Genomic DNA, 15,425 nt, shown 5'->3' on the forward strand with positions numbered 1-15,425 from the left:
CGGGACGTGTTTTTGACGTTCCCTTTTTCCCATTTTCATTAAAAAAGACGGTGGTGGAGACAGATGAAAACAGAACAAACACCATGGTGGAAAAAAGCCGTGGTTTATCAAATTTATCCGAAAAGCTTTAAAGATACGACGGGAAACGGCATTGGCGATTTGAATGGAATTATTGAAAAGCTTGATTACTTAAAAACGCTTCAGGTGGATGTTCTTTGGCTAACGCCGATTTACGACTCGCCGCAGCATGATAATGGGTATGATATTCGTGATTACTACACGATTTATCAAGAGTACGGCACAATGGAAGATTTTGAACGCTTATTAGCTGAAGCGCACAAAAGAGGCTTAAAAGTCGTCATGGATCTTGTAGTCAATCATACGTCAACTGAGCACAAATGGTTTAGAGAGGCGATTTCTTCAAAAGACAGCCCATACCGTGATTTTTATATATGGAAAAACTCGAACGAAGACGGGACAGCCCCGACAAACTGGGAATCGAAATTCGGCGGCTCGTCATGGAAGCTTGACGAAGCCTCAGGCCAATATTATCTGCACCTGTTTGATGTCACACAGGCTGATTTGAATTGGGAAAATGAAGAGGTCAGAAAGCATGTCTATGAGATGATGCATTTTTGGTTTGAAAAAGGAATTGATGGCTTCAGGCTTGATGTCATTAATCTGATTTCAAAAGACCAGCGCTTTCCGAATGCGGAAAACGGCGATGATGGCCGTACCTTTTACACTGACGGGCCGCGGGTGCATGAATTTCTGCATGAAATGAACGAAAAGGTGTTTTCACATTATGACAGCATGACGGTCGGTGAGATGTCTTCAACAACTGTAGATCATTGCATCCGATATACAAATCCCGGCAATGAAGAGCTTGATATGACGTTTAACTTCCATCATCTCAAGGTCGATTATCCAAACGGAGAAAAATGGGCCTTGGCTCCGTTCGATTTTCTGAAGCTGAAGGAGATCTTATCTGTATGGCAGACGGAGATGCAGGCGGGAGGGGGCTGGAACGCTTTGTTCTGGTGCAATCACGATCAGCCGCGCATTGTATCGAGATATGGAAATGACGGTCCATATCGGGTGAAATCAGCAAAAATGCTTGCGACGGCCATTCATATGATGCAGGGCACGCCTTATATTTATCAGGGTGAAGAGCTCGGCATGACCAATCCGAAGTTTACCGGCATCAGCTCCTATCGGGATGTCGAGTCGCTGAACATGTATCACGCCTTCAAGAAAAAAGGCATGGCGGAGAAAGAGATTTTAGCCATTTTACAGGAAAAATCCCGTGACAATTCCAGAACACCCGTCCAGTGGGATGATACGCCGAATGCCGGATTTACAACAGGCACGCCATGGATACCGGCCGCCGGAAATTACCGGGAGATCAATGCTGAGGCGGCACTGAAGGACAAACACTCGGTCTTTTATCACTACCGGAAGCTGATCCAGATCCGAAAAACCTATGACATTGTCACAGAGGGAACGTATGAATTGATCGCAAAGGATGATCCGAACGTTTTTGCGTATATGAGACATGGCGAAAATGAGAAGCTGCTCATCATCAATAATTTTTACGGGACGGAGGCAGCCTTTACACTGCCGGACACGCTGAAGCCCGGCGAGTGGAAGGCAGAGGTGCTTCTGACAAATGATGAAGAGAGAGAAGAACTGAAGAATATGACGCTCCGCCCGTATGAGTCCATTGTTTATCATTTAACAAAACCGTGCTAAACTAAGCTGGGTGGTCATAAATGAAGGTGAATAAATTTATCACAATCTATAAAGACATCGCACAGCAAATTGAAGACGGCCGATGGAAGGCGGAGGAGATTCTTCCGTCTGAACATGAATTGACCGTACAGTACGGCACATCAAGAGAAACGGTTCGAAAGGCGCTTCACATGCTGGCTCAAAATGGATATATCCAGAAAATCAGGGGGAAAGGCTCCGTGATTCTCAACCGTGAAAAAATGCAGTTTCCGGTCTCTGGGCTTGTCAGCTTCAAGGAACTGGCGCAAACTTTGGGAAAAGATACGAAAACAGCCGTTCACAAATTCGGGCTGGTGCCCCCGTCAGATCTGATCCAAAAACAGCTTCGGGCACAGCCGGATGATGACATATGGGAAGTGATCAGGTCAAGAAAGATTGACGGGGAGCATGTCATTTTGGACAAGGACTACTTTTTCAGAAAGCATGTGCCTCACCTGACGAAAGAAATTTGCGAAAACTCCATTTATGAATATATTGAAGGAGAGCTTGGTCTTTTGATCAGTTATGCGCAGAAAGAAATTGTGGCCGAGCCGTGTACGGATGAGGACAGGGAATTGCTTGATTTACGAGGCTATGACCATATGGTGGTTGTGAGAAACTATGTCTTTTTAGAGGATACAAGTCTCTTTCAATATACGGAAAGCAGACACCGTCTGGACAAATTCAGGTTTGTCGATTTTGCGCGACGGGGAAAATAAAGAGCGCCTGCCTGCGGCAGAGCGCTTTTTTCTCTTGGTATCAAAATTGATACTATCATACAAAAATGTGCGTACTTTTACTTTTTGTGAGAATGGCTACAATAGAAGTGAGAGTAACCAAAAGGAGAGGTGCTTAACATGGCAGATGTAAAGAAACAAATTCTGGACGCATACAATTTCAGACATGCGACAAAGGAATTTGACCCGAATAAAAAAGTATCAGACAGCGATTTTGAATTTATTTTAGAAACAGGAAGACTGTCTCCAAGTTCACTCGGCCTTGAGCCTTGGAAATTCGTTGTTGTCCAAAATCCCGAATTCCGCGAAAAGCTTCGCGAATACACATGGGGCGCGCAAAAGCAGCTTCCGACAGCAAGCCATTTCGTCCTGATTCTGGCACGTACAGCGAAGGATATCAAATATAATGCGGACTACATCAAACGTCATTTAAAAGAAGTAAAACAAATGCCGCAAGACGTGTATGAAGGTTATCTCAGCAAAACAGAGGAGTTCCAGAAGCACGATTTGCATTTGCTTGAAAGCGACAGAACCCTGTTTGACTGGGCATCAAAACAAACCTATATCGCGCTTGGCAACATGATGACAGCCGCTGCGCAAATCGGCGTTGATTCCTGCCCTGTGGAAGGCTTCCAATATGATGAAATTCATCGCATCCTTGAAGAAGAAGGCCTTCTGGAAAACGGAAGCTTTGATATTTCTGTTATGGTGGCATTCGGCTACCGTGTGCGAGACCCTCGTCCGAAAACAAGATCTGCAGTTGAAGATGTTGTGAAATGGGTATAAAAACGAAAGCTGCTCGATAACGAGCAGCTTTTTTTTATGCCTGATTCGCTCTATTCTGTTTTCTCCTCTGATGTAAGTACATTGCCGTACCGAGTGCGCTGATCAGAAATCCGGCCAACAGGATCGAGTATATGGATGTGGCTGTGTCCGGAAGGAGGCCGCCAGCCGGACCGTCTGTTCCTGATCCGCCCGAACCGTTTCCTCCAGAGCCGTTAGTCGGTTGAGTGCCGGGAGGCGTATCATTTCCTCCGTTTCCGTCAGTTGGCTGCTTTCCGCCTGGATTGTCGGGCCCTCCGCCATTCTTGCCATCATCACCGCCGCCTGTCGGCTGATCGGACGGGAACGCCGGCGGTTTATCGTGAGCACCGGAATTTAAGATCGTGTATTCGCTGAAGTGGTTTGTGTATCCTGTCACCATATCATCGTCAACTGATCCGTTATCTGTCTTTGTGAAAGCTTTCTTTTTCCTGTCGACATGATAAATGGCAGGGTTATGGGCTTCTTCAATATCAAACATGCGAAGCGAAAGCTGAACGGGCTCCTTGAATGATTTTATTTCTTTTCCTTTTTGCTTCACTGTAAAGTCATATACATTTGATAGGGAGACGTTTAATTCTCCCTTAGATTTGATTCCGATTTCAGTGTTCGCGGTTTTGATATTCGCCATTGGAAGCTTCATGCTGTACCAGTAGTTGAACACCGTCAGGGAAGGATCTAATTCTCTATCCTTCAATAGCTTGACCTGGTCTTTTTTCATTTTTAGATTGATTGGTTTCTCTTGTGATCCTTCAGACGTTTCATAATAGACAAACGGCTTGTTGGCGTTTTTGGCATAAATCGCAAATTTGTCTTCGTCGAGTGTCCAGCTGCCGTCCTTCTGCTTTGTCGGCAGGAATACTTCTTTGATCCGTCCTTCAACTTTAGGAGAGACCTTGTTTCCTAGTTTTTTCAGCTGTTCGGTGAAAATCTCATAATCAACGTAGCCAAGGTCTTCACCATGGGAGGCTTCTGTAAAGACAGAATATCCGTCTCCTCCGGCACCGACAAAATGATTTGTTGCCACGCGGTAGGTATCATCCGTATTTATAGCAACTTTGTCTCCGTTAGGCGATTCAATTTTCACGTCTAACACACGGTGTCCAGGTTCGTTGTTTAATGTAAAGGTATATTCGATTCCGGCCACCTGAGGGAAAGCGCCGCCGCCATTTTCCACATTGCTTAGGCCTTGTTCAAGGGCTTCTTTAATTTGTTTTCCGGTCAAATCGGCCACGTAAAGCGTATTGCCGAACGGCATTACGTTCAGTACTTCGCCAAGTGTGATCTTGCCTTTGTCAATGCCTGCTCTGATGCCGCCGCCATTTGTAATCGCAATGTTGGCGCCGGCTGCTTCTTTCGCTTTTGCCAGCATACCGTCCGCGATGAAGTTTCCGAGGTTCGTTTCCTTCGTGCGCACATGCTCACGCTGGCCGTCAAGCGCCACATCCGTATAGCCGACTTCTTCATTTTTCACGTCTTCTAATTCACTTTTGAACTGATCGAGCTCTTTTTTTGCTTCCGCGTTTTCTTCCGTATGTTCATCAATTGGCAGCACGCTCAGATTTGATTTGTCTGTTTGCACCACCCCGTTTTCATCAAACGCGACATCAACGCGCCCCAAGAATTGGCCGTATTCTTTTGCCTGTGCCACGATCGTCGGTTCGTCGTTTTCCACGACTTCCATTTTGTCCACGAGAGTGTGGGTGTGTCCGCCGATGATCAAGTCAATGCCTTTCACTTTTTTGGCTAGCTCAAGATCGCGGTTATGCCCAATGTGGGTGAGCGCGATAATTTTGTTTACTTTTTCTTCTTCCTGAATCGTTTTCACGGTGTTCTGCGCAGTTTTAAATGCATCGTTAAATACAATGCTTTTGCCCGGGCTTGATGTTGTGGCTGTGTCTTCTGTTGTCAGTCCGAACACGGCCACTTTCTCACCGTCAACGTCTAACAGAATGTACGGATGGATGCCCGGCTCTTTCTTTTCTCCCGCAGTAAAGGTCTGCGGCTTTTTGACATATGATTTTAGCTTAGGTTCATTTGATACATCCACGTTCGCGCTGACGATTGGGAAATCAGGCGCTTCAAAGTGATAGCGATTCGCCGGATCGACAGTTGTGCTGTTCCCGCTGAGAAAATCAGAAAGAACGGACGGACCTTTATCAAATTCGTGGTTTCCGAAGGTCATGGCGTCATAACCCATCATGTTCATCAGTTTCAGGTCGGCTAAACCGTTCCATTTCGTGAAATACAGGTCGCCGGAAAACACATCTCCCGCGTCAAGCAGGATGTTGTGGTCTGTTTCGTTTCTTACTTCGTTGATTTTCGTCATTCGTCTGGCTGCGTCATCAAGGTGAGCGTGCGTATCATTTGTATGCATGACGGTAAGATCCCATAATCCGCCTTCAGGAGGATCGGTATCTGAATCGTCGTCAAATTGAAGCTTGTACACGCCATAGCCTTCATTTGAAGAATGTCTCACATAAGCGACATCATCGGCTTTGTCCGCAAAAGGCTTGGCTAAAAGCGAAGATTCAAACGTCAAATTTGTGCCGGAAACCGGTGCAATCGACCAGTTGTTATCGGCCTTTGGGTTTAATGTTTTCTGTTCAATAATGTAATCCATCAGTACCTGTCTGTTTTCAACTGCGGAGCCGTGGACAATCTTATCACTCGTCAGATGAGGAAAACCGCCGCCGCCGGAGGCGCGGTAATTATTCGTGACTACGAGAAATTCCTGGCTCGGGCTGATCGGTTTGCCTTCATAGGAAAGGTTGATGATCCGGCTTGAATCCGCGTTGATCACTTTTCCATTTTCGTTGTATTTGGCCGGTTTTGTGACATCGACCTGATAGGTGACGCCGTCAATCACGTCAAAGTTGTAGGAGCGGAAATTCTCATTCAGCAAGGCCTGGTCGCCGCCTTTTGACGGATCGATATGATTAAATTGTCCAGCTGACATGTCGAGCCAGTCCTTCACCTCGCTGCCGGTCAGCTTCACGATCTGGAGGGTATTATCGTACAGATACAAGTCTCCGACGTTTTTAATCGCAAGATCCCCGGCCGGAATGTTTGTATAGTAATTGGCACCGTTTCTGCCGCCGGCTTTAAACGGCGCGCCTGCAGACAAAATTGGAAGATCCTTATACTCGGTATCCTTCATTTCATTTTCCGCGTACCATTTTTGCGCATCTGTCACAATTTGAATAGAAGGGTCGTCCTTGACTTGTGCAAAGAAGCTGTTAATGTCGGCTTCTGTTTTTCCGACAGGCTTTCTGACATATTCCAGCGTGTTTTGATGTGTTTGCTGAATGGCTTTTGTGACGGCTTCGTTTCTGGATGTGACGCTGCCGGAAATTGATTCGATGCTGCCCTTGGAATCTTCGACCTTCCACGAGCCGTCTGTTTTTTCAAGCTTGAGGTCAATGACGCCTAAGTATTTGCCCCAGCTGCTTGGCATGACGACCGGAATGCCGTTAATGGTTCCTTTTTCAACATCGAACTGAGCGGCACCCGCATATTCTGCGGAAGGGAAGAGTCCGTGCTGATGGCCCGAGACAATCGCATCAATGCCCTTTGTTTTCGTGGCCAGGTCAAAAACGGCGTTTTCTGCACCTGACGATTGCGCCTGCTTTTCAATACCAGTGTGGGCAAGGGCAATAATGACATCCGCGCCTTCTGCCTTCATTTTCGGAATCGTTTCATTGGCAGATTCGACGATATCCTGCACCTGAACCTGTCCTTCGAGATTCTTTTTGTCCCAGGTCATGATTTGCGGCGGGACAAAACCTATGTACCCTACCTTGATCTTCTGTTCGTTTCCGTTTTCATCTGTGACTGTTTTCTCGTTAATTACATACGGCGTATAACGGTGTTCGCCGCCAGTTGTTTTCACATTGGCGTTTACAATCGGGAAATCGGCTCCTTTTATCGTGCCGTCAAGAAAGTCGAGCCCGTAATTGAATTCATGATTGCCAAGTGTTCCTGCGTCATACTTCAGCGCGTTCATGACGCTGATAATTGGGTGGGGTTTCGCGCCGGAGATAATGTTGTTTTTTTCGTATTTCACTGCGTATTCGCCCAGCGGATTTCCCTGAATCAAGTCACCGTTATCCAAGAGCAAGGTGTTTGGGTTCTCCTGGCGGTGCTTTTGGATCAGCTGCGCCGTTCTGGCAAGCCCGAATTCTGTCGTTTCTTTGTCGCTGTAGTAATCGTAATCCATCATGTTGGCATGAATATCAGTTGTAGCCAAAATACTGAGATTCACTTGAGGAGCCGTGTTTTCTTCTGCATGAACGGGCGGTGTTGGGAGGATTAGGCTAAGTATCATAATTGGGGGCAGCAGAATACGGAGAATGTTACTGACGTCTTTTCGTCTTTTCTGTATTCTCACCAGTTCTCCACCTTTCAACGAAATTTGTGTTACTGGTTCTATTGTAAGAATATTTTGTAAGCATTTGTAGATGTTTCTTTATGATTATTGTAAAAGGGAGAAAAATAAGTATTATGTATCATCTTTGGGTGATGTGAATTGGGTCATTATGCTTATCGTTTGTCGGCTCTGCAAAATGTTTATTATATTGTGGCTGGGGTAGAGTGTTTTATGTAGACATATTAAGGGGGAGGTTATCAATCATGGGTAAAAAAATCGCAGTTGTGCTGACAGATTATTTCGAAGACAGCGAGTATACTGAACCAGCAAAAGCATTTAAAGAAGCGGGGCATGAGCTGACCGTTATCGAAAATGAAAAAGGGAAAACCGTAAAAGGCAAGCAGGGAAATGCGCAAGTCACAGTCGATGCGTCCATTGATGACGTAAACCCTTCCGACTTTGACGCGCTATTAATTCCGGGAGGTTTTTCACCTGACCAGCTTCGTGCCGATGAGCGTTTCGTCCAGTTTACAAAAGCGTTTATGACGGACAAAAAGCCGGTATTTGCGATTTGTCACGGCCCGCAGCTGCTGATTACTGCTAAAGCGCTGGAAGGCAGAAAAGCGACAGGTTATACGTCCATTCGTGTAGATATGGAATACGCGGGGGCAGATGTCGTTGATCAGGAAGTCGTGGTTTGCCAAAATCAATTGGTCACCAGCCGCACGCCGGATGACATTCCTGCATTTAACCGCGAATCTTTGGCACTGCTTGAAAAATAACAAAAACGGACGCCCTGCGGGGACGTCCGTTTTTTCATGATAGCTTGGAACGTGCGGTCAGTTTATTGTATCTGTAATACAAAAAAGCAGCAGAAGCTGTTCCGATGACGGCAATGCCGAAGTCGAACATAAAGATATGGGCTATGCCTCCCGCTTTTGCGATGAGCCCGGTGGCGATCGGCAGCAGAATCGAGGCAATACTTGAAGCTGTCGCAACAATTCCGGTGACGGTGCCTTTGCGGTTCCAGAAAAGCTCTGTCATTAATGTAATGGTAATTTGAAACACACCTGCGGTTGAAAATCCTAAGAAAAAGGCTGTGATGTCCAGTACAACTGGGACGTGAACTGTCAGCATAACGGCAAGCGTACATAATGTAATAATCGGATACAGCAGCGTAATCATCACCGGTTTTACCCATCTGTTCAGCAGAAGGGCTAATAATAAAACAGATACCAAAGCGCCTATACTATAGTAGCTCAGCAATTGTACGGAAGCTGATTCAGCTAACCCTGCAGCCTTTTGGGCGAAGCTTGGAAGCCAGATTTGAGATACTGTGAATAAAGCCGTTGATGTAAAACCAATGATAATCAGCGCGGCGCCTTCTTTCTTCATGTCGGGTTCAGATAAGAAAGCAGGAGATCCCTGTTGCCCGGTGCTGATGGGCTGTTTCTGTTTTTTTGGCAGCGAAACCGCTGATAAGCAGAGGATGTTCAGCACATAGACAGCTGCCGGCAAATAAAATGCATATCCGTAGAATAGGCTATGGTCTGCCAAAACTGTAATCAGGAGCGGCAAAAGAGCGGCCCCGAGAGACATAAAAGCTTTTACCAAGACATTCGCCGAGCTGGGAGCAGTTGGGAAGAGCTCCGTTAAAGCCGGATATGTTCCTGCGTCCATGGCCGAATTTGCGACTCCGGCTAATAAAGCAAACACAAACGCAAGTTCATAACTCGGTGATAATGGAATACCGATTAAAAAGACAGCCATCAATCCGGCGGAAGCCACAATGAGCGGTTTTCTGCCTATTTTATCTGATAAAACGCCAGATATTCCGTATGTCAGCAGCTTGCCGAATCCGATAGCCGCAATCACATAACTGATGCCTGTCGGGTCGGTATTCCACTGCTTCGTTAAGGAGGACATGTTGGATGCGAGAATGATATTGACCATTCCGAGCAAGAAGTAGTTGATGTACATTCCGGTTGCTGTTTTGACGTATTTCGTTTTCATTCTAGTACTCCTTCAAAATCTTATTCGGCCATTTGCTGTATTCGCCGGCCTCAGGAAGCCCGGCGCCTTGCTGCCGCGTCTTTCCGGCTCCCTAATAAACGAAAGCAAAAAGAATCATCTTCATCAATAATAAAAAAGACTTGCCGGATGCCGGCAAGCCCCATTATTTTCGAAGTGATGCAAGTTCTTGAGCGATCGCCTGCATTTCGCTCGGGCTGAATGCTGCTTTTTTCATCACCATTTTATGAAGGTAGGTGAGGTCCTCTATTTTTTCGTCGCTGAAGTCTTCCGCTTTGATAACCCCGACATTCAGCATGTTCAGTTTTTGTGAAATCTCTTCAATCATTTGAGTTAATGTTTCTGTATTTTGGCTGGACAAATGATTCCATCCTTTCTTTCGCGTCATTTGGTATGTTTTATTCTAACAGAATTCCATCAGAAAAAAACCCTATTCTCATTTCGGCCATTTATTTCAAAAAAGTGGTGACATCAGTTGAAAAGTGATTGAACATCCTACTAAGATAGCGGTAAAGGTTTCTTTTTAGAGAAATATGGGCAAAGAATAGGGAGGTTGCACAACATGATCAGCGTGTTATTTGTTTGCTTGGGAAACATTTGCCGGTCTCCGATGGCGGAAGCGATATTTCGGGACTTGGCAGCGAAAAAAGGATTAGAGGGGAAAATCAGAACAGACTCAGCCGGCATCGGCGGCTGGCACGTCGGCAATCCTCCGCATGAAGGAACGCAGGAGATATTGCACAGAGAAGGGATCAGCTTTGAAGGCATGCTGGCGCGCCAGGTGCGCGAACAGGATTTAACCGATTTTGATTACATCATTGCGATGGATGCAGAAAATATCGGAAGCCTGAGAAGCATGGCGGGTTTAAAAAAAGCCGCACAGATCAAGAGGCTGCTTGACTACGTTGATGATTCAGATCTTGCGGACGTTCCCGACCCTTACTACACTGGGAACTTTGACGTGGTCTATCAATTGATCAGATCAGGCTGTGAGCATCTGCTTGCATCCATTCAAGAAGAAAAACAATTGTGAGGGAAAGGAGAGTTCATCATGAACAATGAACGCTGGTTGCTGAAAGGTGTCATTCTCGGAGCTGCGGCAGGCGCGGCGCTATCCTTGCTCCATAAGCCGACGAGACAGGCCTGCGGCATGAGATGGATGACGTGCAAGCATAAAATGTCTCTGTACAAAAACAATCCTGAACTATTGAAAAACAATGTCATTACAAAAATTGATGAAGCCAAACAGCTGGCCCAGACGCTGTCAGATGAAGTCGGCTTCGTTAATCAGCAAGTCAAAGAGCTGAAGAAAACAACGCCGAAAGTGATGGAGCTGGTACAGGAAACAAAGGAACATTTTACAAAAGATAAATGATTAAACATTCGAGGTGAGACGACATGAACTTTCTGAAAGAGCTGTTCGGCAGATACACCCTTCATGAGGGGCAAAGCAAATCTGCGGAGCTGGCGTATTTTTTTCTGTTATCGCTGTTCCCGTTTTTGATTTTTATGCTGACGCTCACCGCGTATCTTCCGATTTCTACAGATGACGTGCTGGGGGTTATAAAACAATACGCTCCCGGAAGTGCGATGTCCCTCGTTGAATCCATTACCCACCAAACATTAAATGACCGAAACGGCGGATTGCTGTCATTCGGGATCATCGCGGCGTTATGGTCTGCGTCTAATGGAATGAATGCCATCGTCAGATCGTTAAACCACGCGTATGAAGTGGAGGAAAACCGCTCTTTTATCATTGTACGTCTAACCTCAATTTTTCTGACGATCGCCATGGTGTTTACCATTTTAGTTGCCTTGCTTCTGCCGGTATTCGGCCGGCAGATCGGAATGCTTGCTGCGGACTTTGTCGGCGCTTCGGACCTGTTTTTATCCATCTGGACGGCGATCCGCTGGGGAGTCAGCCCGCTTGTGCTACTGATTGTTTTTTCCGCTTTGTACGTCATCGCGCCTAACAAAAAGCTGTCGCTTCGCTTTGTAATGCCGGGTGCGCTGTTTGCGGCCATCGGCTGGATTGTCGTCAGCACCCTGTTTTCGTTTTACGTCAGTACATTTGCGAACTATAGCGCCACATACGGAAGCATTGGGGGGATCATCGTCCTGATGATCTGGTTTTACTTAAGCGGGATTTTAATTATTTTAGGGGGAGAAATCAACGCGCTTTTACATAAACGTAAAAAGCTTCCTGATGAAAATCCCTACAATTAGCGCACCCTATAAAGGAACTTCAGTTCAAAAATGATCCGGGGGGCAAAACGTGATGACAAAGCATACGAAAAAAGGCGGAAGCCATAACAAACAGAACTCAAAGAGCAAATCGAGTCATAAAACAAGCGGAAGTGCCAACGGACAAAACGGCTATCATTAGAACAAAAGCCTCCTGACTTTGTGTCAGGAGGCTTTTTCTTATGAAGAGGAAGAATAGGTCTCAGCCGCTGGCCAGCTTTTCGGTTTGCCTAAAGCGATAGCGAGCCAGACAGCGGCTAGAATGAGGGTAATCAAATAAAACAAGTTAGCACTTTCGAAGGTTTGCATATACCAGCCGCCTGCAATCGGCCCGAAAATGCTGCCGAGACTGAATGAAATGCCGCATAGCAAATTCCCCGCCGGAAGCAGGTGGGACGGAAGAAGGTCTGTCATAAAGCTGATGCCGAGTGTAAAGGTTGACCCGACTGCCATGCCCGCAATAAAGAAGCAGCAGCCGATCACGTAAGGAAAAGGGAACACGCCTGCGATGAGAAAGCAAAAGGCCCCCGTCAGCAAAATCACAAGCAGCACATTCCGTCTTCCGTATTTATCGCTGAGAATGCCGAGCGGGAATTGAAAAATAATGCTTCCGATCGCAAATGCAGGAAGAATCAAAGCGACGGCGTCCACAGATAAACCCAGACGCAGCGCATACACAGGAAAGCTGCCGTTTAATGCAGTCTCCAGAAATCCGTACCCGAACGTAGGCATAAACGCAACCCATGCAAACAGCATAGCCTGGTAAAAGCGTCTGAAACTATTGTCTGATTTGGTTTCGTGAGGGCTGGTTTCCGGGTATGCATTTTGTAGCAAGAAAACAAAGAGCCACGCAAGCAAACTGATGCAGCCTGACACGATAAAAGGCAGTGCCGGACTCAGCTTAACAAACGGGACCATAAACGGGCCCGCAGCAAAACCAAGACCAAAGGAGAGTCCGTAAATGGAAAGATTTCTCCCGCGGTTTTGCTTTGACGACATGGAGGTCACCCACGTTTGCGTAGAAAAGTGAAGCATATGGTCGCCGATCCCAATGAAAAGACGAAGCAGGAACCACACCCAAACCGACTGAAGCCAAATGAACCCGAACAAGCTTAAAATGACGATGCTTCCGCCAATGACGATCAGCGGTTTGAAGCCCAGTTTTCTAAGCGGAGCCTCCATAAACGGAGAAGCCAATAGCACTCCGATGTACAGCCCGGTCGCATGCAGGCCGTTCATCGCCGCTGATTCACCATTTGTTTCAAAGATAATCGAGATGACGGGGAGCAGCATGCCCTGTGAAAACCCGGATATGGAAACGAGCAAAACCAGAATAGAAAAATGCATTCGTGACATCGTGTCTGTTCTCCTTTGTGAGATCTATGTTGATCGTACACCGATTTCCAAAAGGCGGCAACCTGAAAAAAGCCTATATCGCGCGCAAACATTTGACCTCGTGTAATCATGATGATTTTTGTGAAGAATAAAAATAAAACAAGTCATACTAAAGGAGTCAATTCACTATGAATCGTATCTTTTTTATATTAGTGGCGGCTGGTGTTCCGCTTTCTGTTATCGGCAGTTTGATGCATTGGCCTTCTGCCATTCTCTTTGCAGTCTATTGTGTAACAATTATTGCTCTGGCAAGCTATATGGGAAGAGCGACAGAATCGCTGTCCATTATTGCCGGGCCGCGGATCGGCGGTCTGTTGAACGCCACCTTCGGGAATGCGGTTGAGCTGATTATTTCGCTATTTGCATTAAAGGAAGGCCTTACAGGAATCGTGCTTGCCTCTTTAACAGGTTCAGTGCTGGGAAATCTCCTGCTGGTTGCGGGGTTATCGTTTTTTGTCGGCGGTTTAAAATACAAGCGGCAGGAGTTTAATATCCATGATGCACGCCATAATTCCGGGCTTTTGATTTTCGCCATTATTGTGGCTTTCGTAATTCCTGAGGTATTTTCGGTTGGAATGGGGGATACAAGCAAGCTTAATTTAAGCATCGGTATCAGCATCATTTTGATTCTGTTATATGTGGCGGCTCTGTACTTTAAGCTTGTCACGCACCGCGGTGTATATCAGCCGAACAATGCTGTCCAGCCTGAGGAAGAGGAGCAGCCGGAATGGTCAGGGAAGGTTGCCACGATTGTTTTGTTTGCGGCAACAATTGTCGTGGCGTACATTTCCGAAAATCTGGTGCACACATTCCACTCGGTTGCTGAACAGTTCGGCTGGAGCGAGCTGTTTATCGGGGTCATCATCGTTGCGATTGTCGGTAATGCGGCGGAACACGCGTCTGCCATCATTATGGCCTATAAAAATAAAATGGATATTGCGGTGGAGATCGCTGTCGGCTCCACTTTGCAGATTGCCATGTTTGTTGCGCCGGTTCTCGTGATCTGCTCTATCTTTTTCCCGGTAAGCATGCCGCTTGTGTTTACACTGCCGGAGCTTGTCGCGATGGTATCTTCCGTTCTCTTGATGATTGCCATTTCGAATGATGGTGATTCCAACTGGTTTGAAGGTGCCACGCTGCTAGCGGCTTATGTCATTATGGCGATCGGCTTTTTCCTTCTTTAACCTGAAAAAATGATGGATAACAACAAAGCGGGATGAAAAGACTAAGGGAAAATGCGATAGAAAGAGTGATATGATGAAAAAGCTATTTCATTCCACACTTATTGTGTTGTTATTCTTTAGTTTTTTCGGCGTTCAGCCCATCCACGCGAAGAAGCAGTTTAAGGTGCCGAATTCTGTAGCAAGCATTTCGAAGGAAAACACGTATCCGAATGCTTCACAGGATCAGCCGATGCTTCAGCCGAGCAAGCTGGCTAAGGAACTGCTGAGTTCATCAGAGGTACAGATCGAAAATCCGCACCTCATCAAAATGCTGAACGAGTCTACGGTCTCTGGCACACCGCTTGCGGTCGGCTACCGAGCCACAATATTTCTCGGGAAATGGGCGCTTGGATATGAATCGAATGAAACAGTCGCCAACTGGGAGTATAAAAAAATCAATACAAACCGCGCGGATAACCGCGGCGGAAAACAAACGGCTGAAATGCATTATGACCAAGAGCAGCAATATAGAGTAACGGGCGGCCTGACAGCAAAAGTTCCAAACACGGAAGATGTCAAAAGCATGATGATGCTGAAGGCGATGAAAAAAACAAATCTTCCGCTAGCATTTGAAACGGTCATCGGAGCGGGAACAAAACGAGATCAAATTTATAAAGTCGCTCCGAAAAAACTCGGTTATTTAAACGCATATGCTCCGGCTGTGAATGAAAAAGGGAAAGTGACTTACGGAGAAGTCTATTTAGTGCTCAAGGGCAATAAACGAAAACTTGTAGTGAAAAATGTCACGTCACAGGGAATCGGCGCGTGGATTCCGGTTCAAGACCATGTCACGTTTAGCTTCCAGCTTTCCTCACAGCCAAGATAAACAAAAAA

The 15,425-nt window shown here is 46.3% G+C and carries 13 protein-coding genes; 9 read left to right on the forward strand and 4 right to left on the reverse strand.

What is annotated here, in order from left to right:
* Positions 1-63: 63 nt before the first annotated feature.
* From treC to P3L57_RS04200, 3 genes are all read left to right on the forward strand, one after another.
* Complete coding sequence (gene treC, locus P3L57_RS04190) at positions 64-1,752, forward strand: alpha,alpha-phosphotrehalase (protein WP_264798310.1); 1,689 nt, start codon at positions 64-66, stop codon at positions 1,750-1,752.
* 20 nt (positions 1,753-1,772) lie between these two features.
* Positions 1,773-2,489, forward strand: coding sequence for a trehalose operon repressor (treR, locus tag P3L57_RS04195; protein ID WP_264798311.1), 717 nt, complete (start codon positions 1,773-1,775; stop codon positions 2,487-2,489).
* Positions 2,490-2,627: 138 nt separating this feature from the next.
* Positions 2,628-3,293, forward strand: coding sequence for an NAD(P)H-dependent oxidoreductase (locus tag P3L57_RS04200; protein WP_044163631.1), 666 nt, complete (start codon positions 2,628-2,630; stop codon positions 3,291-3,293).
* A 34-nt stretch (positions 3,294-3,327) separates the two neighbouring features.
* On the opposite strand, the gene P3L57_RS04205 is transcribed toward P3L57_RS04200, so the two are convergent.
* Positions 3,328-7,719, reverse strand: a complete 4,392-nt coding sequence (locus tag P3L57_RS04205; protein WP_083244569.1) for a multifunctional 2',3'-cyclic-nucleotide 2'-phosphodiesterase/3'-nucleotidase/5'-nucleotidase — start codon at positions 7,717-7,719, stop codon at positions 3,328-3,330.
* 242 nt (positions 7,720-7,961) lie between these two features.
* Here P3L57_RS04205 and P3L57_RS04210 point away from each other — a divergent pair, with 242 nt between their 5' ends.
* The gene (locus tag P3L57_RS04210) at positions 7,962-8,480 is read left to right on the forward strand and encodes a type 1 glutamine amidotransferase domain-containing protein (RefSeq protein WP_059336024.1); all 519 of its coding nucleotides are present in this window, start codon (positions 7,962-7,964) and stop codon (positions 8,478-8,480) included.
* A 34-nt stretch (positions 8,481-8,514) separates the two neighbouring features.
* Here P3L57_RS04210 and P3L57_RS04215 read toward each other — a convergent pair whose 3' ends face one another.
* Positions 8,515-9,711 (reverse strand): MFS transporter, encoded by a 1,197-nt coding sequence (locus tag P3L57_RS04215; protein ID WP_059336025.1) that lies wholly within the window; start codon positions 9,709-9,711, stop codon positions 8,515-8,517.
* A gap of 163 nt (positions 9,712-9,874) precedes the next feature.
* Positions 9,875-10,090 (reverse strand): DUF1128 domain-containing protein, encoded by a 216-nt coding sequence (locus P3L57_RS04220; RefSeq protein ID WP_044163637.1) that lies wholly within the window; start codon positions 10,088-10,090, stop codon positions 9,875-9,877.
* A gap of 201 nt (positions 10,091-10,291) precedes the next feature.
* Between P3L57_RS04220 and P3L57_RS04225 the strand changes: the two genes are divergently transcribed.
* The 3 genes from P3L57_RS04225 to P3L57_RS04235 are packed head-to-tail and all read left to right on the forward strand — an operon-like array spanning position 10,292 to position 11,955.
* Complete coding sequence (locus P3L57_RS04225) at positions 10,292-10,762, forward strand: low molecular weight protein-tyrosine-phosphatase (RefSeq protein ID WP_059336026.1); 471 nt, start codon at positions 10,292-10,294, stop codon at positions 10,760-10,762.
* 18 nt (positions 10,763-10,780) lie between these two features.
* Positions 10,781-11,104, forward strand: a complete 324-nt coding sequence (locus P3L57_RS04230) for a hypothetical protein (protein WP_024120585.1) — start codon at positions 10,781-10,783, stop codon at positions 11,102-11,104.
* A gap of 23 nt (positions 11,105-11,127) precedes the next feature.
* Positions 11,128-11,955, forward strand: coding sequence for a YihY family inner membrane protein (locus P3L57_RS04235; protein WP_044163642.1), 828 nt, complete (start codon positions 11,128-11,130; stop codon positions 11,953-11,955).
* Positions 11,956-12,153: 198 nt separating this feature from the next.
* Here P3L57_RS04235 and P3L57_RS04240 read toward each other — a convergent pair whose 3' ends face one another.
* Positions 12,154-13,329, reverse strand: coding sequence for an MFS transporter (locus P3L57_RS04240; RefSeq protein ID WP_044163643.1), 1,176 nt, complete (start codon positions 13,327-13,329; stop codon positions 12,154-12,156).
* A gap of 167 nt (positions 13,330-13,496) precedes the next feature.
* Here P3L57_RS04240 and cax point away from each other — a divergent pair, with 167 nt between their 5' ends.
* Positions 13,497-14,552, forward strand: a complete 1,056-nt coding sequence (gene cax / locus P3L57_RS04245; RefSeq protein ID WP_024120588.1) for a calcium/proton exchanger — start codon at positions 13,497-13,499, stop codon at positions 14,550-14,552.
* 70 nt (positions 14,553-14,622) lie between these two features.
* Positions 14,623-15,417, forward strand: coding sequence for a YfkD famly protein (locus tag P3L57_RS04250; protein WP_082687919.1), 795 nt, complete (start codon positions 14,623-14,625; stop codon positions 15,415-15,417).
* Positions 15,418-15,425 lie beyond the last annotated feature (8 nt).

Origin of the sequence: Bacillus sp. B28 (assembly GCF_029536185.1) — a bacterium.
Classification (GTDB): Bacteria; Bacillota; Bacilli; order Bacillales; family Bacillaceae; genus Bacillus; species Bacillus halotolerans.